Raw genomic sequence first — 16,039 nt, forward strand, 5'->3', positions numbered from 1 at the left:
GTTCGTTCGCGATTGTCAGCGACGCGCCATCGGCGTGCCGGTCGAAACCTCGCTGTGCGCGGTCACTGCCGGCTCCTTGCCGTCCGTCTTGGTGCCGACGGGAAAGAGCAGCAGCGCGGCGGTGAACAGCGCGGCGGTCAATGCGCTGCTGGCCAGGAAATCGCGGCGGGTGAAGTCCTCGAGGGCCGCGCCAGTTCCGATCCGTTTCGTCATCGTCGTCTCCGGTTTGGCACCGCCTGGGATCGGCGCCGTCGATTGCGTGTTCGGTCAAAACAAAAAAGCTGCCGGCCAGGTCGCCCGCGTCCGTCCATCCGGGATCGCGTGTTGACCTGATCGGCAGCTTTGCCTGTGGCGCCCGCCATTGGACGCCGTGTCTCTTGGCCCCGAGGGACCTACATTCCTAAAAGCAGGAAGCGTGCCAGTTCGACAGCGCTCAAAATTATCAAATAATATCAATGCGAAACCGCAGCCGCGCGACTTTTGACGAGCCCGGCGGAGGATCAAAGATTAGTCAGAACGCCTTGCACGGCAGCATAAAATTTGTGCAGTGCGGCAGATTGCCTACTGCCGATGCATTGCCTATTGCCGACGGAAACGCGCTTTCCGGTCATGGCGCTACTCCGCGGCCTCAACGAAGCGGTGGCGCTCATAGAGGAACTTCAGCACAGCCTCGCGGCAGCGCAGGAAGGTGCGGTCCGAGGCAAGCTCGATGCGTCGGCGCGGCCGGGCCAGCGGCACCGAAAGCACCTCGCCGATGGTTGCCGCCGGGCCGTTGGTCATCATCACGATGCGGTCGGACAGAAGCACCGCCTCGTCGACATCGTGGGTGATCATGATCATGGTCGTGCCGAGCCGGGCGTGGATGTCCATCACCGCGTCCTGGAGGTGGGCGCGGGTCAGCGCGTCGAGCGCGCCGAACGGCTCGTCGAGCAGCAGGATCTTCGGCTGCATGGCGAGCGCGCGGGCAATGCCGACGCGCTGCTTCATGCCACCGGATATCTCGGCCGGGCGCTTGTCCCTGGCATGCGCCATCTGCACGAGATCGAGGTTGCGCATGATCCACTCATGCCGCTCGGCCCGGCTTTTGGTGCGGCCGAAGACCTTGGAGACGGCAAGGTTGATGTTCTCGTAAACGGTGAGCCACGGCAGCAGCGAATGATTCTGGAACACCACGGCGCGCTCAGGTCCCGGGCTGTCGACCTCCTTGTCCTCGAGCAGCACGGCGCCCGAGGAGACCCTGGTCAGCCCGGCGATGAGGTTGAGCAAGGTCGACTTGCCGCAGCCGGAATGGCCGATGATGGAGACGAACTCGCCCCTGTCGATGGTGAGCCTGATATCCTTCAGCACCTCGCTGACCTGGCCGCCGCGGGCGAAGGATTTGTCGATATGGTCGAGCTTCAGATAGGCGGTCATGGCGCCCTCCTCACTTTGCCGTTGTGCCGCGGGTGACGAAGGCGCCGACCGCCGCGACCAGCCGGTCGAGGCAGAAGCCGGTGACGCCGATATAGGCGAGCGCGACGATGATGTCGGGCAGCCGCGAGGAGTTCCACGCGTCCCAGATGAAGAAGCCGATGCCGACGCCGCCGGTCAGCATCTCGGCGGCGACGATGGCGAGCCAAGAGAGCCCGACGCCGATCCTCAGGCCGGTGAAGATGTAGGGGGCGGCCGCCGGCACCATGATCTTGACGAAGAACTCGAGCTGGTTGAGCCGCAGGATGCGGGCGACGTTGCGGTAATCCTCCGGGATGTTGCGGACGCCGACGGCTGTATTGATGATCACCGGCCAGATCGAGGTGATGAAGATTACGAACAGCGCCGACGGATTGGAATCGCGGAAGGCGGCGAGCGACAGCGGCAGCCAGGCGAGCGGCGGCACGGTCCGCAGGATCTGGAACACCGGGTCGAGACCGCGCATCGCCCACACCGACTGGCCGACCAGCGCGCCCAGCGCCACGCCGACCACCGCAGCCATGCCGAAGCCGATGGCGACGCGCTGCAGCGAGATCAGCACTCGCCAGGCAAGGCCGATGTCCTGCGGGCCGTTGTCGAAGAACGGATGCGCGATCAGGTCATAGGCCTCGTTCCACACCTGGCTCGGCGGCGGCAGGCTGGCCGTCGGCGACGAGCAGGCGACCTGCCAGACGACGAGCAGGACGAGGATGACAACGGCCGGCGGCACCAGAGCCGTCGCCAGCTTGCCGGCAACGGCCAGCGGGTCGATGCGGCGCCTCGCCTTTGCGGTGAAGGCGATCACCTCGGCGGGCTTTACGGGAAACGCCTTCACCTTGGTGTCCTCGACGGTTTGGATGGACATGTCTTCGCGAAGCTCCGTGGGGTCAGTGGCGACAACGGCGCGAGCGCCGTTGCGCTTGGGGCGGTGCCGGCGACAAACGGCGCTTTGGCGCCGTTTGCGCTTTGGCGACGACGGCGTGCTGCGCCGTCGCGCCTAAGCAGAAGCCTTGATCTTCAGGCTGTCGAGATAGGCTGACGGGTTGGCCGGGTCGAAGGTCTTGCCGTCGAAGAAGGTCTCGACGCCGCGCGACGAGGAGGCCGGGATGTCGCTTGCCGCGACGCCCAGATCCTTCGCCGCCTCGCGCCACAGATCCTCGCGGTTGACCTGGTCGACCAGCGCCTTGATGTCGGTGGTCGGCGCGAACTTGCCCCAGCGGATGTTCTCGGCGAGGAACCAGGCATCATGGCTCTTGAAGGGGTAGGAAACCCCGCCGTTCCAGAACTTCATGTGGAGGTCGGTGCCCTTGGCGACGCGGTCGTTGCCGTAGTTGATGTCGCCCTTAAGGCGGCCGATGATGTCGGCGAGCGGCACGTTCATCCATTGCCGCTTGCCGATGATGGAGGCCATCTCCTCCTTGTTCTCCATCGCCTCGCACCATTGCTGGGCTTCCATGACGGCCATCAGGATGGCCTTGGTGGCGTTGGGATATTTCTCGATGAAGGCGGCGCGCAGGCCGAGGGCCTTTTCCGGATGGCCCTTCCACAATTCACCCGTGGTGGCGGCGGTGAAGCCGATGCCCTGGTGGACGAGCTGCTCGTTCCACGGCTCGCCGACGCAGAACACGTCCATGTTGCCGACCTTCATGTTGGCCACCATCTGCGGCGGCGGCACGACGATGGTCGAGACGTCCTTGTCGGGATCGATGCCGCCGGCGGCCAGCCAGTAGCGTATCCAGAGGTCATGCGTGCCGCCCGGGAAGGTCATGGCGGCCTTGACCTCGTTGCCGGCGGCCTTCTTGGCCGCAAAAGCCTCCTTCAGCTTGGAGGCGTCGAGGCCGACGCCGGTGGCGGCGTATTCCTGGGCGACTGAAATGCCCTGGCAGTCGTAGTTCAGCCGCGCCACGATCGCCATCGGCATCGGCTGCTTGTTCTGCGTCACCTTGCCGGTATGCATGAGGTAGGGCATCGGCGTCAGGATATGGGCGCCGTCGATGCCGTTGGCCTCGCCGCCGAGCACCAGATTGTCGCGCGTCGCGCCCCAGGAGGCCTGCTTCAGCACCTCGACATCGGGCATGCCGTATTTGGCGAACAGCCCCTTCTCCTTCGCGATCATCAGCGGCGCCGCGTCGGTGAGCGCGATGAAGCCGAGCTTGGCGCCGGTCACTTCCGGCGCGGCGGTCGCCGCATAGGCGCCCGAAGGCAGGAGCTTGCGCGCCGCCACCAGCAGCCCCGCCGTCAGCGCGCTTCTGGCGAGGAAGTCGCGACGCGACATGCCCTTGAGGGTGGTTCCAGTTCCGATCCGTTTCGTCATCGTCATCTCCGGTTGGACGCCGCTTGGGACCGGCGCCGTCGATTGCGTGTTCGGTCAAAACAAAAAGCTGCCGGCCAGGTCGCTCGCGTCCGTACATCCGGGATCGCGTGTCGACCTGAGCGGCAGCTTTGCCTGTGGCGCCCGCCATTGGACGCCTGTTCCGTGACTCCGCGAGGAGCCTGGTTATTGCAATGCAGAAACCGTGCCAGTTTCAGATGAGATGACGAACACCAATTAAATCAACTGCATAGAACAAGGATCGGCACGCCGACCCGCAGGACGCACAGGCCAAAGATTGTTCATTAGCACAAGCGCACGCACAATTATTGTGCAATGCACAAGAGTGGCGCAAAAATAATCAGGTCCGCAAAACCAGCTCTCGACACGGTGATTTTGACAGATTGGGACGTCACGGCGCGGATCCTGGGATCTGCGCCGCGTCGCTTCGCTCCAGGATGACGACGACATGGCGCTTCGGCTATCTCCAAGGCGTCCGATCCGGCACCCCGCCCTATCGACATGTCAGAACGTCTGCGCCAGGGAACTAGCCGATTGCGGGTCGGCAATATAGGCAGGGTCAGCCTGAGACAATTTCGTAGTGAAGAACCTGGACGTCGCCGAGGGTCGATCTTCGTCCAGGCGAGATGACGCCGGAGCCGAAGAGGAGAATATCTTCGCGGCGCACGAATACTTCATGGTCGGGTCCCATCGACACAAATGTGCCCGACGAGCTTCGCTCGATAAGCCGGGCCTTGCCATTTGAAATGGTGAAGGTGGCGTGGTGCCTTGAGACCCAGGGCAGATCGACGACGATATCGCATTCCGGAGATCGGCCGAACGTCACGAATTCGTTGTTTCGGCAGGATCGCAACTGATCTCCATAGCCGATGACTAGCTTGATCTGCGGGGGCGGGACGGAGCGCCTATCGACAATGGTGCCCCGGCTGGCGATGTGCGTATTACTGAGGGTCCCGTCGTCGCTCCTCAGAGTATAGACATCGAAGAGTTCTTGCTTCCCCTTGAAAGCCATCTTGTCGAGGAGCCGCAGGCCACTACGGCTCCCCGCGGTAAGGCCTTCGAAGAAGCTCTGGCTGATCAGCACCTCCCCGGGGTTGGCCGTGCTGGACAACCTGGCGGTGACGTTGATAACGTCGCCGAATACCGCGCCCCGCGCGCGAATGACCGCCCCGAAATGTAATCCGATACGGGCGCGCAACGGCCCTTTCGTCAATTGGTGGCTGATTTGGCAGGCGGCCCTCAGTGCGGTCTCCGGGCTCTCGAACAGGCTGAGTACGTCATCGCCCTTCGAGTAAATGAAATCGCCGCCGTGCTGGGCGACGATCGCTCCCATTGCGTCCAGGCAATCCGAAACCTGCTGCAGAGCGGCATCGTCGCCGATGCGCTCATAGAGAGGCGTGCTGCCCACGACATCGGCCAAAAGGACTGCGGCCAGAAGTCTTTCCTGATCCATCGATCTCGTATCCGCCCGAGAACGCAGCGTATATAGCACACCAAAATTGCCTTTGACTTATCAACTTGCGCGCATTGGCGATCCGCTACCCCGGCACGTCGGATCTATTGCGCCAAGGAACCAGCGTGTTTCTGGCCGGCAATGTAGGCTTCGATCTCGTCGGGATCGAAGATCTGGCCGTCGAAGAACCCGTCCGGGCCCAGCACCAGGCTTGCGCCTGCCGAACCGACAGGGGTCGCGGCCTTCAGCGCGCCTTCGACCTTGGCATTGGCGCCGGGCAACGCCACGCCGAGCGGCTTCAGCGCCGAGCGATAGAGGTCGGGCCGGTAGCAGTTCCAGGCGATGGCGAGGTTTTCCGGCGTGTGCGCCAACTGCCCCCAGCGCACCATCTGCGTGTAGAACCACAGCGCATGGCTCTTCCACGGAAAATTCGCCGCCTTGTCGAAGGGCACGAAGAAATCCGCGATCGCCCGCTCGGCGCCGCCGCCGAGCCTGAGTTGTCCGGTCAGGATCGGCATCTGCACCGCAGCCGGCAGGCCGAGGAAGCCCGGCCCGGCCATCAGCGCCGCCAGTTCGGCATGGTTCGCCGGGTCCTGACACCAGCGCGCCGAATGATGCAATGCACGCAGCAGCGCCGCCAGCGCCTCCGGATTCTCCTCCGCCCAGGCCTTGCGCACGCCGATCACCTTCTCCGGGCTGTTGCGCCACAGCAGCGCCTTGACGGTGACGATATGGCCGATGCCGACGGCGACCGCGGCGCTGTTCCAGGGCTCGCCGACGCAGTAGCCGTCGATGCGGCCGGCGGCCAGCGCATCGGCCATGAAGGGCGGCGGCACGATGACGATCTCGATGTCGCGCTCGGGATCGATGCCGCAGGCGGCGAGCCAGTAGCGCAGTTCGTAGTTATGCCCGGAATGCGGATGCACGACGGCGAAGCGCAGCGGCTCGCTCCCCGTGGTGGCCCGCCCGCGGATCAGCGCGCCAAGAGCGGCCCCTGCCCGCGCGGGATCGAGATCGGGTTCCGCGCCATGCGCCGCCATGCCGTCCCAGACGACATTGGAGACTGTGACGCAATTGCCGCCGAGGCTGAGCGAGAACGGAACAATGGTTTCGGAGGCGATCGGCGTGAGGCCGAGGCTGCAGGCCAGCGGCATCGGCCCCAGCATGTGCGCCAGATGGAAATGGCCGATGGCGATGCGGTCGCGGATGTTGGCCCAGGAGGTCTCGCGATGCAGCGTCAGCTCGATACCCTCGCGCGCGGCAAAGCCCAGTTCGCCGGCCGCCACCAGCACGGCGCTGTCGAAAAGCGGCATGAAGCCGGCGGTGATCTGGTGCGTCGCTGCCATGCCTATTCGTCCTCCAGCGGCCCGAGCAGTCCGGCGGCGGTCACCAGGCTCTGGGCGATGTCGCTGATCTTGCGGTTCTGGTTCATCGCCGTCTTGCGCAGCAGCGTGTAGGCCGCCTCCTCGCTGAGACCCCGCGATTTCATCAATATGCCTTTGGCGCGATCGATGACCTTGCGGCTCTCCAGCTCGCTGCGGGCCTCCTCCAGTTCGCGCGCCATGCGCGAGAAGGCGTTGAAGCGGCTCACCGCCATGTCGAGGATCGGCTTGACCCGCTCTTGCCTGAGACCGTCGACGACATAGGCCGACACGCCGGCATCGACCGCCGCCTCGATCGAGGCCTGGTCGGAACGGTCGACGAACATGGCGATCGGCCTCTTCACCGCGCGCGACAGCTGGAACATGTTTTCGAGCATGTCGCGGTTGGGGTTTTCGAGATCGATGACGATGACGTCCGGTTCGATCTCGGCAATGCGCCGCGCGATGCCGGCGACATCATGGATGACCGTCACCCGCTCATGCCCGGCCTCCCGCAGCCCGGCCTCAATAATCGAGGCGCGGATGCGGTTTTCGTCGATCACAAGAACGGCGAGCGAGGAACGGACCATCGCTCCAATATGTCGAAGCGGGGGGATTGTGCAATGCGGGATGGCGAGCCGCCATGCCTTGGCAGGCCTATGGAGGCGGACGCTGGAAATGGACAGCTGTGATTTTGGAGGCATCGAAACAAACGTTTCGCGTGGTTTTTTGTTAGCCGCATCTACAAGTTGCGTGCGCCGATCGAACTCCCCTTGCGCGCGCAGATAGGTCGCGCCATGAGTGCTTTGGGGGAAATCTCAAATGAAGCTGAGCGTTGGTGGCCGCTATTTCTGTTTTCTGGCTGCGCGTCGGTAGTGCGCGGAGCTACAGAGAAGTCTCTGTAAATTCAGAACCGTCGGACGCGGGGATAAGAACGTCTGTAGGGCATTCATGCCCCCTTTTCTCCGTGCACCGTCGAAGTAAGTCGAAAAGAAGGTTTTGCGGCCTTTGAATGGGCAGCAATAGGATCGAATCGAACCTTCCTTTCGACTGTTGTTGTTCGCGGACGACGCCTTAGTTCGCTATAGCCTCGATAAATCGCTTCGCTAACGCGTCGCTAGCGAAGCGCCCGATCTCTTCGTAATCGGGGCGATCTTCTGCAATATCTGGAGACCTTAAGACGACGAAAGCACCCGCATCCGGCACAATGAGAAGCGTGAGGTCTTCACTTTCGATTGGAGCAGCATGACGAGCGCCGCAGCTTGGACAGTCGTCATCGCACATGCATGACCACTCGTCGACCCAATGTTCGCCGCAGCCGTTGCATTCATAATGGTTTGCGTACCAAGACATTTAGGCGTTGTCCCTTTGCTCGGTCTTCAAAAGCTCTCTTTCCTCAGGCGATAGCGGCCGCGGGCCACAAACTCGAGATATCCGTTGTCTCTGAGGAACTGCAATTGCTGACGAATCTTTGGTCTCACATTTCTGTTGTTTGGGTATAGAGCGCTCAGTTTCCTTTCGAACGCATAGACTTGTTCGATATCGAAATCAGTCGCACCGATCATATCGACACATCTCATTACTTCAATTAGCCAGCCACGAGCATCTGCCTTTTCCTCACGAAGAAAAAGGGTGTGCTGCCATTTTGCGACAACGACCTCTTTAGGGATCGGAATGCTGTTCCTAACCAAAAATATTCGGCCCGCATCCGGAATGCGGTCGAGCAAAATATTGGAACCAACCCAACCCGCTCTCCTCGCTGTCGGCGCCAGTGGGTTCCTTTTCTCGATGATGTCTGGTACGAAAAAATGCTTTGGAACAACGCAAACATGCCTTACTGCTTTTTGCGTCAGATCATAATTCAGCAATATCAAATTCGGGTTGGTCGATGATGCCAATCTGTCAATTTTGGTAAAATAGGCTCCGTCGGCGACCTTCGTGCCGAATGCCTTCTTTTGGCTTTTCAGCTCGAATTGATCACTGCAACTGCTGCAGAAAAAGTCGGCAACAGGTAAATTAGCAGCGAATTTTTCTAGACGGGAGCTTCCACAATTGGGGCAATAAATCCATTGGGAGGCCCACTGCTCAGTCCAAATTCTGGCTTGTTGTGATCCACTGTTATATTTTGCTTGTGTCTCTTCAAAACCAAATTTCATTCGCGATCAAAGCCATCTGTTAGCAGACGCCAATAAACCTGAACTTACAATTCGGCAATGGACGATCAAGAGCAAGCCGGAATGATCACCGCCTTCGCCGAGAAGGAAGGCTACAAGCCAGGCAGCAAATACATCGCTACCAAAATGAGTGGAAACAGTGCTGCCGGGCTCGCCGGAAACATTTTGGTCGGAGGCTTGATTGGCGTCGGTGTTGATGCGGTGACCGGCGCAACGTTGGATCATTTTCCGAACCCTCCGGTGATAACCTTGGTTCCCGTCGACGCCGTCCGCCAGAGCACCAAGGCGGTGGTGCCGCCTCCGCCGCCGCCGCGAGAAACAACAGTGCGCCGAACTGGAGTCTGAGAGAAAGGCACATGAGCCTATCCGGCAGTGGCAAAGCCGGTACCGATGACGCCGCATTGGTATCACCGGTGTTGATCACCGATCTGCAGATGTAGCCGAGTTCTACTCCGCCGCCTCGTACCCCGCGATGCCCTTGATCTCGAGAAAATCCTCGAGCCCATACTCGGCGTATTCGCGGCCGTTGCCGGACTGCTTGTAGCCGCCGAAGGGCAGGCCGGCGTCCCAGGTCGGGTAGTTGATGTAGACGTTGCCGGAGCGCATGCGGGCGGCGACGGCGCGCGCCTTCTCGATGTCCCTGGCCTGGATGTAGGAGGCAAGGCCGAAGACGGTGTCGTTGGCCTGCTCGACCGCCTGCTCGACCGTGTCGTAGGGCATGATCGCCAGCACCGGCCCAAAGATCTCTTCGGTGGCGATGCGCATGTCGTGCGTGACGTCGGCGAAGACGGTCGGGCGGACAAAGTAGCCGCGGTTGAGCTCGGCCGGGCGGCCGGGGCCGCCGGCGACAAGCGTGGCGCCCTCGTCGATGCCGCTCTGGATCAAAGCTTGGATCTTGTCGAACTGGAGCTGGCTCACCACCGGGCCGAGCTTCGAGCCCGGCGCGTCGGCCGGGCCGACGGTGAATTTCTCGGCCGCCGTCTTAGCATAGGCGGCCGCCTCGTCGTGACGGTCGCGCGGCACGAACATGCGGGTCGGCGCGTTGCAGGACTGGCCGCTGTTGCCGAAGCAGCCGGCGACTCCCTTGGTGACGGCCCTTTCGAGGTCGACATCGGGGAACAGGATGTTGGCCGACTTGCCGCCAAGCTCCTGGTGCACGCGCTTGACCGTGTCGGCGGCGGCCTTGGCGACCAGGATGCCGGCCCGGGTCGAGCCGGTGAACGACATCATGTCGACATCCGGGTGGCTGGCCAGCGCCTGGCCGACGGTCGGGCCATCGCCGTTGACGAGATTGAAGACGCCCTTCGGCACGCCGGCCTCGTCGATGATCTCGGCGAAGATGATGGCGTCGAGCGGCGCGATCTCCGACGGCTTCAGCACCATGGTGCAGCCGGCGGCGAGCGCCGGGCCGACCTTGCAGGTGATCTGGTTCAGCGGCCAGTTCCATGGCGTGATCAGGCCGACGACGCCGATCGGCTCCTTGACGATGAGCGAGGAGCCTTTCACGTGGCGGAACTGAAAACTCTTCAGCACCTCGGCCATCTTCTCCAGATGCGCCTGGCCGACGCCAACCTGGCTGTCCAGCGCCATCTGGCGCGGCGCGCCCATCTCGCGCGAGATTGCCAGCGCCAGGTCCTTGCTGCGCTTCTTGTAGACCTCGATGACGCGGTTGAGGATATCGAGGCGCTCCTCAACCGAGGTGAAGCCGAAGCTGTTGAAGGCGCGCCTGGCGGCGGCTACCGCCTTGTCGACATCGGCCTTGGTGCCGAGCGAAATCTGCGCGAAGGCGTCCTCGGTGGACGGATCGATGACATCGAGATTATTGGGCACCACCGGATCGACCCAGGCGCCGTCGATGTAGAACTGCAGATTGTGAGACATGCTTTTCGCTCCCTGTGGGCCAGCGGGCTTCGCTTGTGGCGAGTGATCGTCGTATACGGCCAGAAATAACGATGCGGCAGCCGCCCTGTCAAACGCAAGCGGCGGTGATTGAGCCAGCGTGTGGAATTCGCCATCGATACCGCCCAAGACAATGCGGCGGTTTCGGGAAAACGACGTCTATTAAGACAGGACCGTGCTCAATCGTTCGGAAAACTCGATCATTATAACTCAAACAATTCGTTGGAAAGATTGGTTTCGGAATGGCATTCCCACGACGAAGGCGCCTGGAGAACCCCTTTGCCCGTCCTGCCCGCCACCGCGAACAATCTTCCAAACGGCCTGACCTCCACCGGCAGTAGCTCTGCCCTGACTTCGATCTCGTCCGGCGTCGTCCCGGGGCTTGTGCTGGCGGCGATGATCACCAGCGTCGCCTATTCGGCGCGCAATGTCTCCGGCTTTGCCCTGCTCAGCCCGATGATCCTCGCCGTGGTGGCCGGCATGATCTATTCCAACGTGCTCGGCACGCCCGCCCATGCCAAGGCCGGCATCGCCTTTGCGCAGCGCCGGCTGCTGCGCTTCGCCATCGTGCTGCTCGGCTTCCAGCTGACGCTCGGCCAGGTCGCGGCGATCGGCATTGGCGGCGTCGGCATCATTGCGGCCACACTCGGCGCCACCTTCGTCTTCACAATCACGCTCGGCCGGCTGATCGGCGTCGACCGCAAGCTGGCGCAACTGATCGCCGCCGGCACCTCGATCTGCGGCGCCTCGGCGATCGTCGCCACCAACATCGTCACCGAGGCGCGCGACGAGGACGTCACCTACGCGGTTGCCGGGATCACGCTGTTCGGCACCGTCGCCATGCTCGGCTTCCCGCTGCTGGCGCCGGTGCTCGGCCTCGACCAGCACGCTTTCGGCTTGTGGGCCGGCGCGTCAATCCATGAGGTGGCGCAGGTTATCGGCGCCGGCTTCCAGGACGGCGCCCAGGCCGGCGAGACGGCGACCGTCGCCAAGCTGACGCGCGTCGCCATGCTGGCGCCGATGGTGATCACGCTCGGCCTGATGGCACGCCGCGGCAACGCCGACGGCTCGGCCGCGAAGCCGCCGATGCCGTGGTTCGTCGTCGCCTTCGTCGCGGTGGTGGGGCTGAACAGCCTGGTCGCCATGCCGGCCGCAGTGCATTCGGCGATTGCTTTGGCCACCCAGATCATGCTGACCATGGGGCTCGCCGCCATGGGCCTCCAGGCCGACATCTCGCAGCTCCGCTCGCGCGGCCTGCGCCCACTCGTCCTGGCCTTCTCGGCCTTCCTGTTCATCGCGGCGTTTAGTCTGACGCTGGTGAAGTTCGCCTAGTGGGCATGTTGAGATTCAGGTCAGGCCGGCCTCATCTAAATATCAATGCCCTAATCCTCGAAGGAGCTTGCCGCGACAAAGATCGCGGCCAGCTTCTCGATGCCGGCCTGGTCGTCCTTGTCGAAGCGGCCGGGCAGCGGGCTGTCGAGGTCAAGCACGCCGAAGACGCCGTCATTGTCCCTGAGCAGCACCACCAGTTCCGAGCGCGAATCCGCGTCGCAGGCGATGTGGCCGGCAAAATCGTGGACGTCCTTGACCAGCATCGACATGCCCAAATCAACCGCCGTGCCGCACACGCCCTTGCCCACGGCGATGCGTACGCAGGCCGGCTTGCCCTGGAAGGGGCCGAGCACTAGCTCTTCGTCCGATTGCAGGAAGTAGAAGCCGGCCCAGTTGAGGTCGGGCACCATCTGGTAGATCAGCGCCGAGGTGTTGGCGGCGTTGGCGATCGGGTCGCGCTCGCCGTCGAGCAGCGCCTTCATCTGCGCGGCGAGTTCATTGTAGAAGGCCGCCTTGTCCGTGCTCTCGATGGTCTTTGCCGCAAACATCGCCATGCCTCCGTTGCCAGGGCGCAGAAGTGCCCGCTCGGCTCTCTCTGCCACCAAGCGAGCGGCGAGACTATCATGAATTCCGCCGCGATTTCGGACACGTGTCAGTTTTGCCGGCGTCCAAACACGCGGGCGACGCGGGCAAACGGGCCGGACGTCGGTGCGGCCGGCTTGACTGGCGGCGGCGGCGCGGCGGGCTCGGCGGCGGGATGATTTCTCTCGTCGCCCGCCATCGCCATCAGCGCCTTGTAGATCTCGAAGCCGGATGCCGGCCGCGCGCCCTGCATTCGCTGCCGGGTCAGTTCCGAACAGGTCGGGCTGCCGTCGGCGCCGATGATCTCGCCCATGGTCAGCTTCTTGGTGAAGCCGAAGAGATCAAAGACCGCATATTTGGCGGCGTGGGCATCATAGGCGCGGCTTTCAGCCTTGGCATGGATCTCCAGCAATTGCGGGATCAGGAACTGCGCCTTTTCCGGCGAGGCTTCGCCTTCATAGGGCAGCAGGCTCCAGCCGGCCCCCAGCATCATCGTCCTGATCTTGTCGGGCTCGCGCCGAAGGGCGACGATGGTCGCGGGATCGACAAAGGCCGGGACATGGTTTCCCTGGACGTTATGGGCGATACCAACCTCGTCCAGCAAACGCTTGCACTCGGGAACGAGCCAGACGGCCTTCGGAAAAATCGATTGGAATTCGAAGTCGTAGTTCAGTTCCATCGGAAAGCCTCCGGCGTTTCATCACCTTGACCTTGCGTCAAGTCTCGCAATTTCCGCTTAAGGTTTGCCTATCTTGCTTGGTGAACGGCTGGTTGACTGGCGTCCCCGTTGCCAGCCGGCCGGGCCACCCGCTACAGTTCCAGCCGCCTCAGGAAAGAGCATCGTGACTTCCAATCCCGCCAACCGCAAACGCGACCGCGCGCAGCCGGCGGCGGGCGAAGCCCCCCTCGCCTTCGCCGTGCTGGTCTTTCCCGGCTTTCCGATGATGGCGTTTTCCTCGCTGATCGAACCGCTGCGCGCAGCCAATGTGCTCGCCAAGCGCGAGTGCTACCGCTGGGTGATCGTCGGCGCGGATCCCGGCACGGTCGAGGCCTCTAACGGCGTCGTCATCCAGCCCGGCTTTTCGGCGGCCCATGCGCCGAGGGTCGACCGCATCGTCGTCTGCTCGGGCGGCGATGCCGACCATCTCGTCGCCGATGAGGCGGTGAGCTGGATCCGCAAGAGCCTGCGCGGCGGCGCGCACATCGGCGCGGTGGCGGATGCAGCGTTCTTCCTCGCCCGCGCCGGCCTGCTCGACGGCCATGCCTGCACCCTGCACTGGACCAGCCAGGCCGCTTTCACCGAGGCTTTCCCGGACATCGAGCTCAGGCGCGATCTCTTCGTCATCGACCGCAAGCGTTTCACCTCGGCCGGCGGCGTCGGCAGCCTCGACATGATGCTGGAGATCATCACTGGCGACTATGGCGCCGAGCTCGCGGCGGGCGTCGCCGAATGGTTCGTGCACAGTCCTTTGCGATCGAGCGTCGACCGCAAGCTGATGCCGCTCAGGCTGCGCACCGGCGTGCAGAACGAGCTGGTGCTGTCGGCCATTGCGATCATGGAGGATGCGGTCGAGGAGCGGCTCGGCATGGCGGAGCTGGCGACAAGGCTCGGCGTCTCCTCCGACAAGCTCGAGCGCAATTTCCGCGCCGAGCTGGATATCTCGCCCAACGGCTATTACCGGCGGCTGCGGCTGAAGCGCGCCGCCGACCTGCTGGCGCATTCGACACTTATGGTGCGCGATGTCGCGCTGGCGTGTGGGTTTGCCTCGATGTCGAGTTTTGCGCGGGCATTTCGGGAGGAGCATGGGCACGCGCCGAAGGCGATGCGGCGGCAGTAGCTTCTTCGCTTGTGCTGAAATGGTGAGACGCTGGCGGGACCGAGGGGGCGCGAAAGGATCACGGTGCTATCGTTTCCCATCCGCCACGCCTGCGGCATCCGGCACGACATTTGCGGGAATTCGCACACACTTCCTGTGACGCATAGCCCATGTTCTCCCCTTCAGGAGGCACCGCCATGAGCATCGTCGTTTTCGACCCCGACAGCACCGAGGATGTGGACTTCAAGGATCGCATGCGCCATCCGGCGGCGGCCGATCCGGCGGGCGGCATGTGGCTCTCCGACACCGAGCCGTCCTTCATCGATGCGGATGCGCTGCGCAAGGGCCGTCTCGCCAAGCTGCGCGGCTGGATGCGCGAGGCGGGCTATGGCGCGGTCGTTTTGTTCGACCCCTACAACCAGCGCTACGCCACCGGCTCGCGCAACATGTTCGGCTACTTCCTGCGCAACTCGACGCGCTATTTCTTCATCCCGACCGAAGGGCCGGTGATGCTGTTCGAATATCCGCAGAGCTACCATGTCTCGATGGTGCTCGACACGATCGACGAGGCGCGGCCGTCGAAGCTGGTGTGGTCATCCGTCTCCGGCCGCGACGACGAGACCGCCGGGCCGTTCGCCGACGAGATCGCCGAGCTTCTGAAGAAGCATGGCGGCGGCTCGATGAAGCTCGGGCTCGACCGCTGCAGCCATCTGCAGGCGCTGGCGCTCGAAAAGCGCGGCTGCGAGGTGCGCGATTGCCAAGGCGAGATTTTGGCGGTGCGCGCGGTGAAGACGCCGGAGGAAGTCAAATGCCTGCAGGCGTCGATGGCCGGCGCCGAGGCCGCGGTGGCGGCAGTGCGCGAGGCGATCAAGCCCGGCGTCTCCGAAAACGAGCTGTTCGCCATCATGTATGGCGAGGTGATCCGCCAGGGCGGCGAGTTCATCGAGACGCGGCTGCTCACCTCCGGCCAACGCACCAATCCGTGGTTCAGCGAGGCGAGCGGCCGCAAGATCAGGCCGGGCGAGCTGGTCGCGCTCGATACCGACACGATCGGCTGCTACGGCTATTATTCCGATTTCTCGCGCACCTTCCGCTGCGGGCCGGGCAAGCCGACCGCCTACCAGAAATCGCTCTACCGCATGGCGCACGACCAAGTGCAGCACAATATCGGCATCGTGAAGCCCGGCATGGCTTTCCGCGAGATCGCCGAGAAGGCCTGGAAGATCCCGGACCGCTTCGTCGACCAGCGCTACACTTCGGTCATGCACGGCGTCGGCATGCATGGCGAGACGCCGTTCATCGCGCACTCGATGGACTACGAGACCTATGGCCGCGACGGCATCATCGTGCCCGGCATGGTGGTCAGCGTCGAAAGCTATATCGGCGAGAAAGGCGGCCGCGAGGGCGTCAAGCTGGAGGACGAGATCCTGATCACCGAGACCGGGACGGAGTTGCTGTCGCGGTTTCCGTATGAGGACGAGTTCTTGGAATGAGCGATTTGATGCCGATACGCTCTGTTGGCGCCGCCCATACGCTATCGCAGGCCTTCGAGATTGGCCGCAGCAAATGTGACGTCGTCATCCTAGGGCGAAGCAAGGAGCGAAGCGACGCGGCGCAGACCCTAGGATCCATGCCGTTAC

15 protein-coding genes are annotated in these 16,039 nt (G+C 63.1%); 4 read left to right on the plus strand and 11 right to left on the minus strand.

The features are described 5' to 3' along the window. Positions 1–15: 15 nt before the first annotated feature. From EJ073_RS06540 to EJ073_RS06580, 8 genes are all read right to left on the minus strand, one after another. Positions 16–213 (minus strand): hypothetical protein, encoded by a 198-nt coding sequence (locus EJ073_RS06540; protein ID WP_126055003.1) that lies wholly within the window; start codon positions 211–213, stop codon positions 16–18. 402 nt (positions 214–615) lie between these two features. Continuing rightward, entirely contained in the window at positions 616–1,413 is a 798-nt protein-coding gene (locus EJ073_RS06545; protein ID WP_126055004.1) for an ABC transporter ATP-binding protein, read from the minus strand. Positions 1,414–1,423: 10 nt separating this feature from the next. Then, positions 1,424–2,314, minus strand: a complete 891-nt coding sequence (gene ntrB / locus EJ073_RS06550; protein ID WP_126055005.1) for a nitrate ABC transporter permease — start codon at positions 2,312–2,314, stop codon at positions 1,424–1,426. 132 nt (positions 2,315–2,446) lie between these two features. Continuing rightward, a complete protein-coding gene (locus EJ073_RS06555; protein ID WP_126055006.1) occupies positions 2,447–3,763 on the minus strand; it encodes a CmpA/NrtA family ABC transporter substrate-binding protein in 1,317 nt (438 codons plus the stop codon). Positions 3,764–4,340: 577 nt separating this feature from the next. Beyond that, on the minus strand, positions 4,341–5,234 hold the full coding sequence (locus EJ073_RS06560; RefSeq protein ID WP_126055007.1) for an FHA domain-containing protein: 894 nt from the start codon (positions 5,232–5,234) through the stop codon (positions 4,341–4,343). 104 nt (positions 5,235–5,338) lie between these two features. Further along, entirely contained in the window at positions 5,339–6,580 is a 1,242-nt protein-coding gene (locus EJ073_RS06565) for a CmpA/NrtA family ABC transporter substrate-binding protein (protein WP_190233835.1), read from the minus strand. 2 nt (positions 6,581–6,582) lie between these two features. Continuing rightward, a complete protein-coding gene (locus EJ073_RS06570; RefSeq protein WP_006325302.1) occupies positions 6,583–7,185 on the minus strand; it encodes an ANTAR domain-containing response regulator in 603 nt (200 codons plus the stop codon). 789 nt (positions 7,186–7,974) lie between these two features. Continuing rightward, entirely contained in the window at positions 7,975–8,751 is a 777-nt protein-coding gene (locus EJ073_RS06580) for a DpnI domain-containing protein (RefSeq protein WP_126055010.1), read from the minus strand. 81 nt (positions 8,752–8,832) lie between these two features. On the opposite strand from EJ073_RS06580, the gene EJ073_RS06585 reads away from it, so the two are divergent. Beyond that, positions 8,833–9,114: a hypothetical protein gene (locus EJ073_RS06585; RefSeq protein ID WP_126055011.1), complete on the plus strand. Its 282-nt coding sequence runs from the start codon at positions 8,833–8,835 to the stop codon at positions 9,112–9,114. Between the two features lie 102 nt (positions 9,115–9,216). Here EJ073_RS06585 and EJ073_RS06590 read toward each other — a convergent pair whose 3' ends face one another. Beyond that, on the minus strand, positions 9,217–10,650 hold the full coding sequence (locus tag EJ073_RS06590) for an aldehyde dehydrogenase family protein (RefSeq protein ID WP_126055012.1): 1,434 nt from the start codon (positions 10,648–10,650) through the stop codon (positions 9,217–9,219). A gap of 339 nt (positions 10,651–10,989) precedes the next feature. On the opposite strand from EJ073_RS06590, the gene EJ073_RS06595 reads away from it, so the two are divergent. Next, entirely contained in the window at positions 10,990–12,000 is a 1,011-nt protein-coding gene (locus EJ073_RS06595; protein ID WP_245455690.1) for a YeiH family protein, read from the plus strand. A 50-nt stretch (positions 12,001–12,050) separates the two neighbouring features. Here EJ073_RS06595 and EJ073_RS06600 read toward each other — a convergent pair whose 3' ends face one another. Then, positions 12,051–12,548 (minus strand): GAF domain-containing protein, encoded by a 498-nt coding sequence (locus tag EJ073_RS06600; RefSeq protein ID WP_126055013.1) that lies wholly within the window; start codon positions 12,546–12,548, stop codon positions 12,051–12,053. 104 nt (positions 12,549–12,652) lie between these two features. Next, the gene (locus EJ073_RS06605; RefSeq protein WP_126055014.1) at positions 12,653–13,261 is read right to left on the minus strand and encodes a hypothetical protein; all 609 of its coding nucleotides are present in this window, start codon (positions 13,259–13,261) and stop codon (positions 12,653–12,655) included. 262 nt (positions 13,262–13,523) lie between these two features. On the opposite strand from EJ073_RS06605, the gene EJ073_RS06610 reads away from it, so the two are divergent. Next, positions 13,524–14,420, plus strand: a complete 897-nt coding sequence (locus EJ073_RS06610) for a GlxA family transcriptional regulator (RefSeq protein WP_245455692.1) — start codon at positions 13,524–13,526, stop codon at positions 14,418–14,420. Between the two features lie 176 nt (positions 14,421–14,596). Beyond that, the gene (locus EJ073_RS06615; protein ID WP_126055016.1) at positions 14,597–15,892 is read left to right on the plus strand and encodes a Xaa-Pro peptidase family protein; all 1,296 of its coding nucleotides are present in this window, start codon (positions 14,597–14,599) and stop codon (positions 15,890–15,892) included. Positions 15,893–16,039: the final 147 nt, after the last annotated feature.

Origin of the sequence: Mesorhizobium sp. M4B.F.Ca.ET.058.02.1.1, from assembly GCF_003952505.1 — a bacterium.
Lineage (GTDB): Bacteria > Pseudomonadota > Alphaproteobacteria > Rhizobiales > Rhizobiaceae > Mesorhizobium.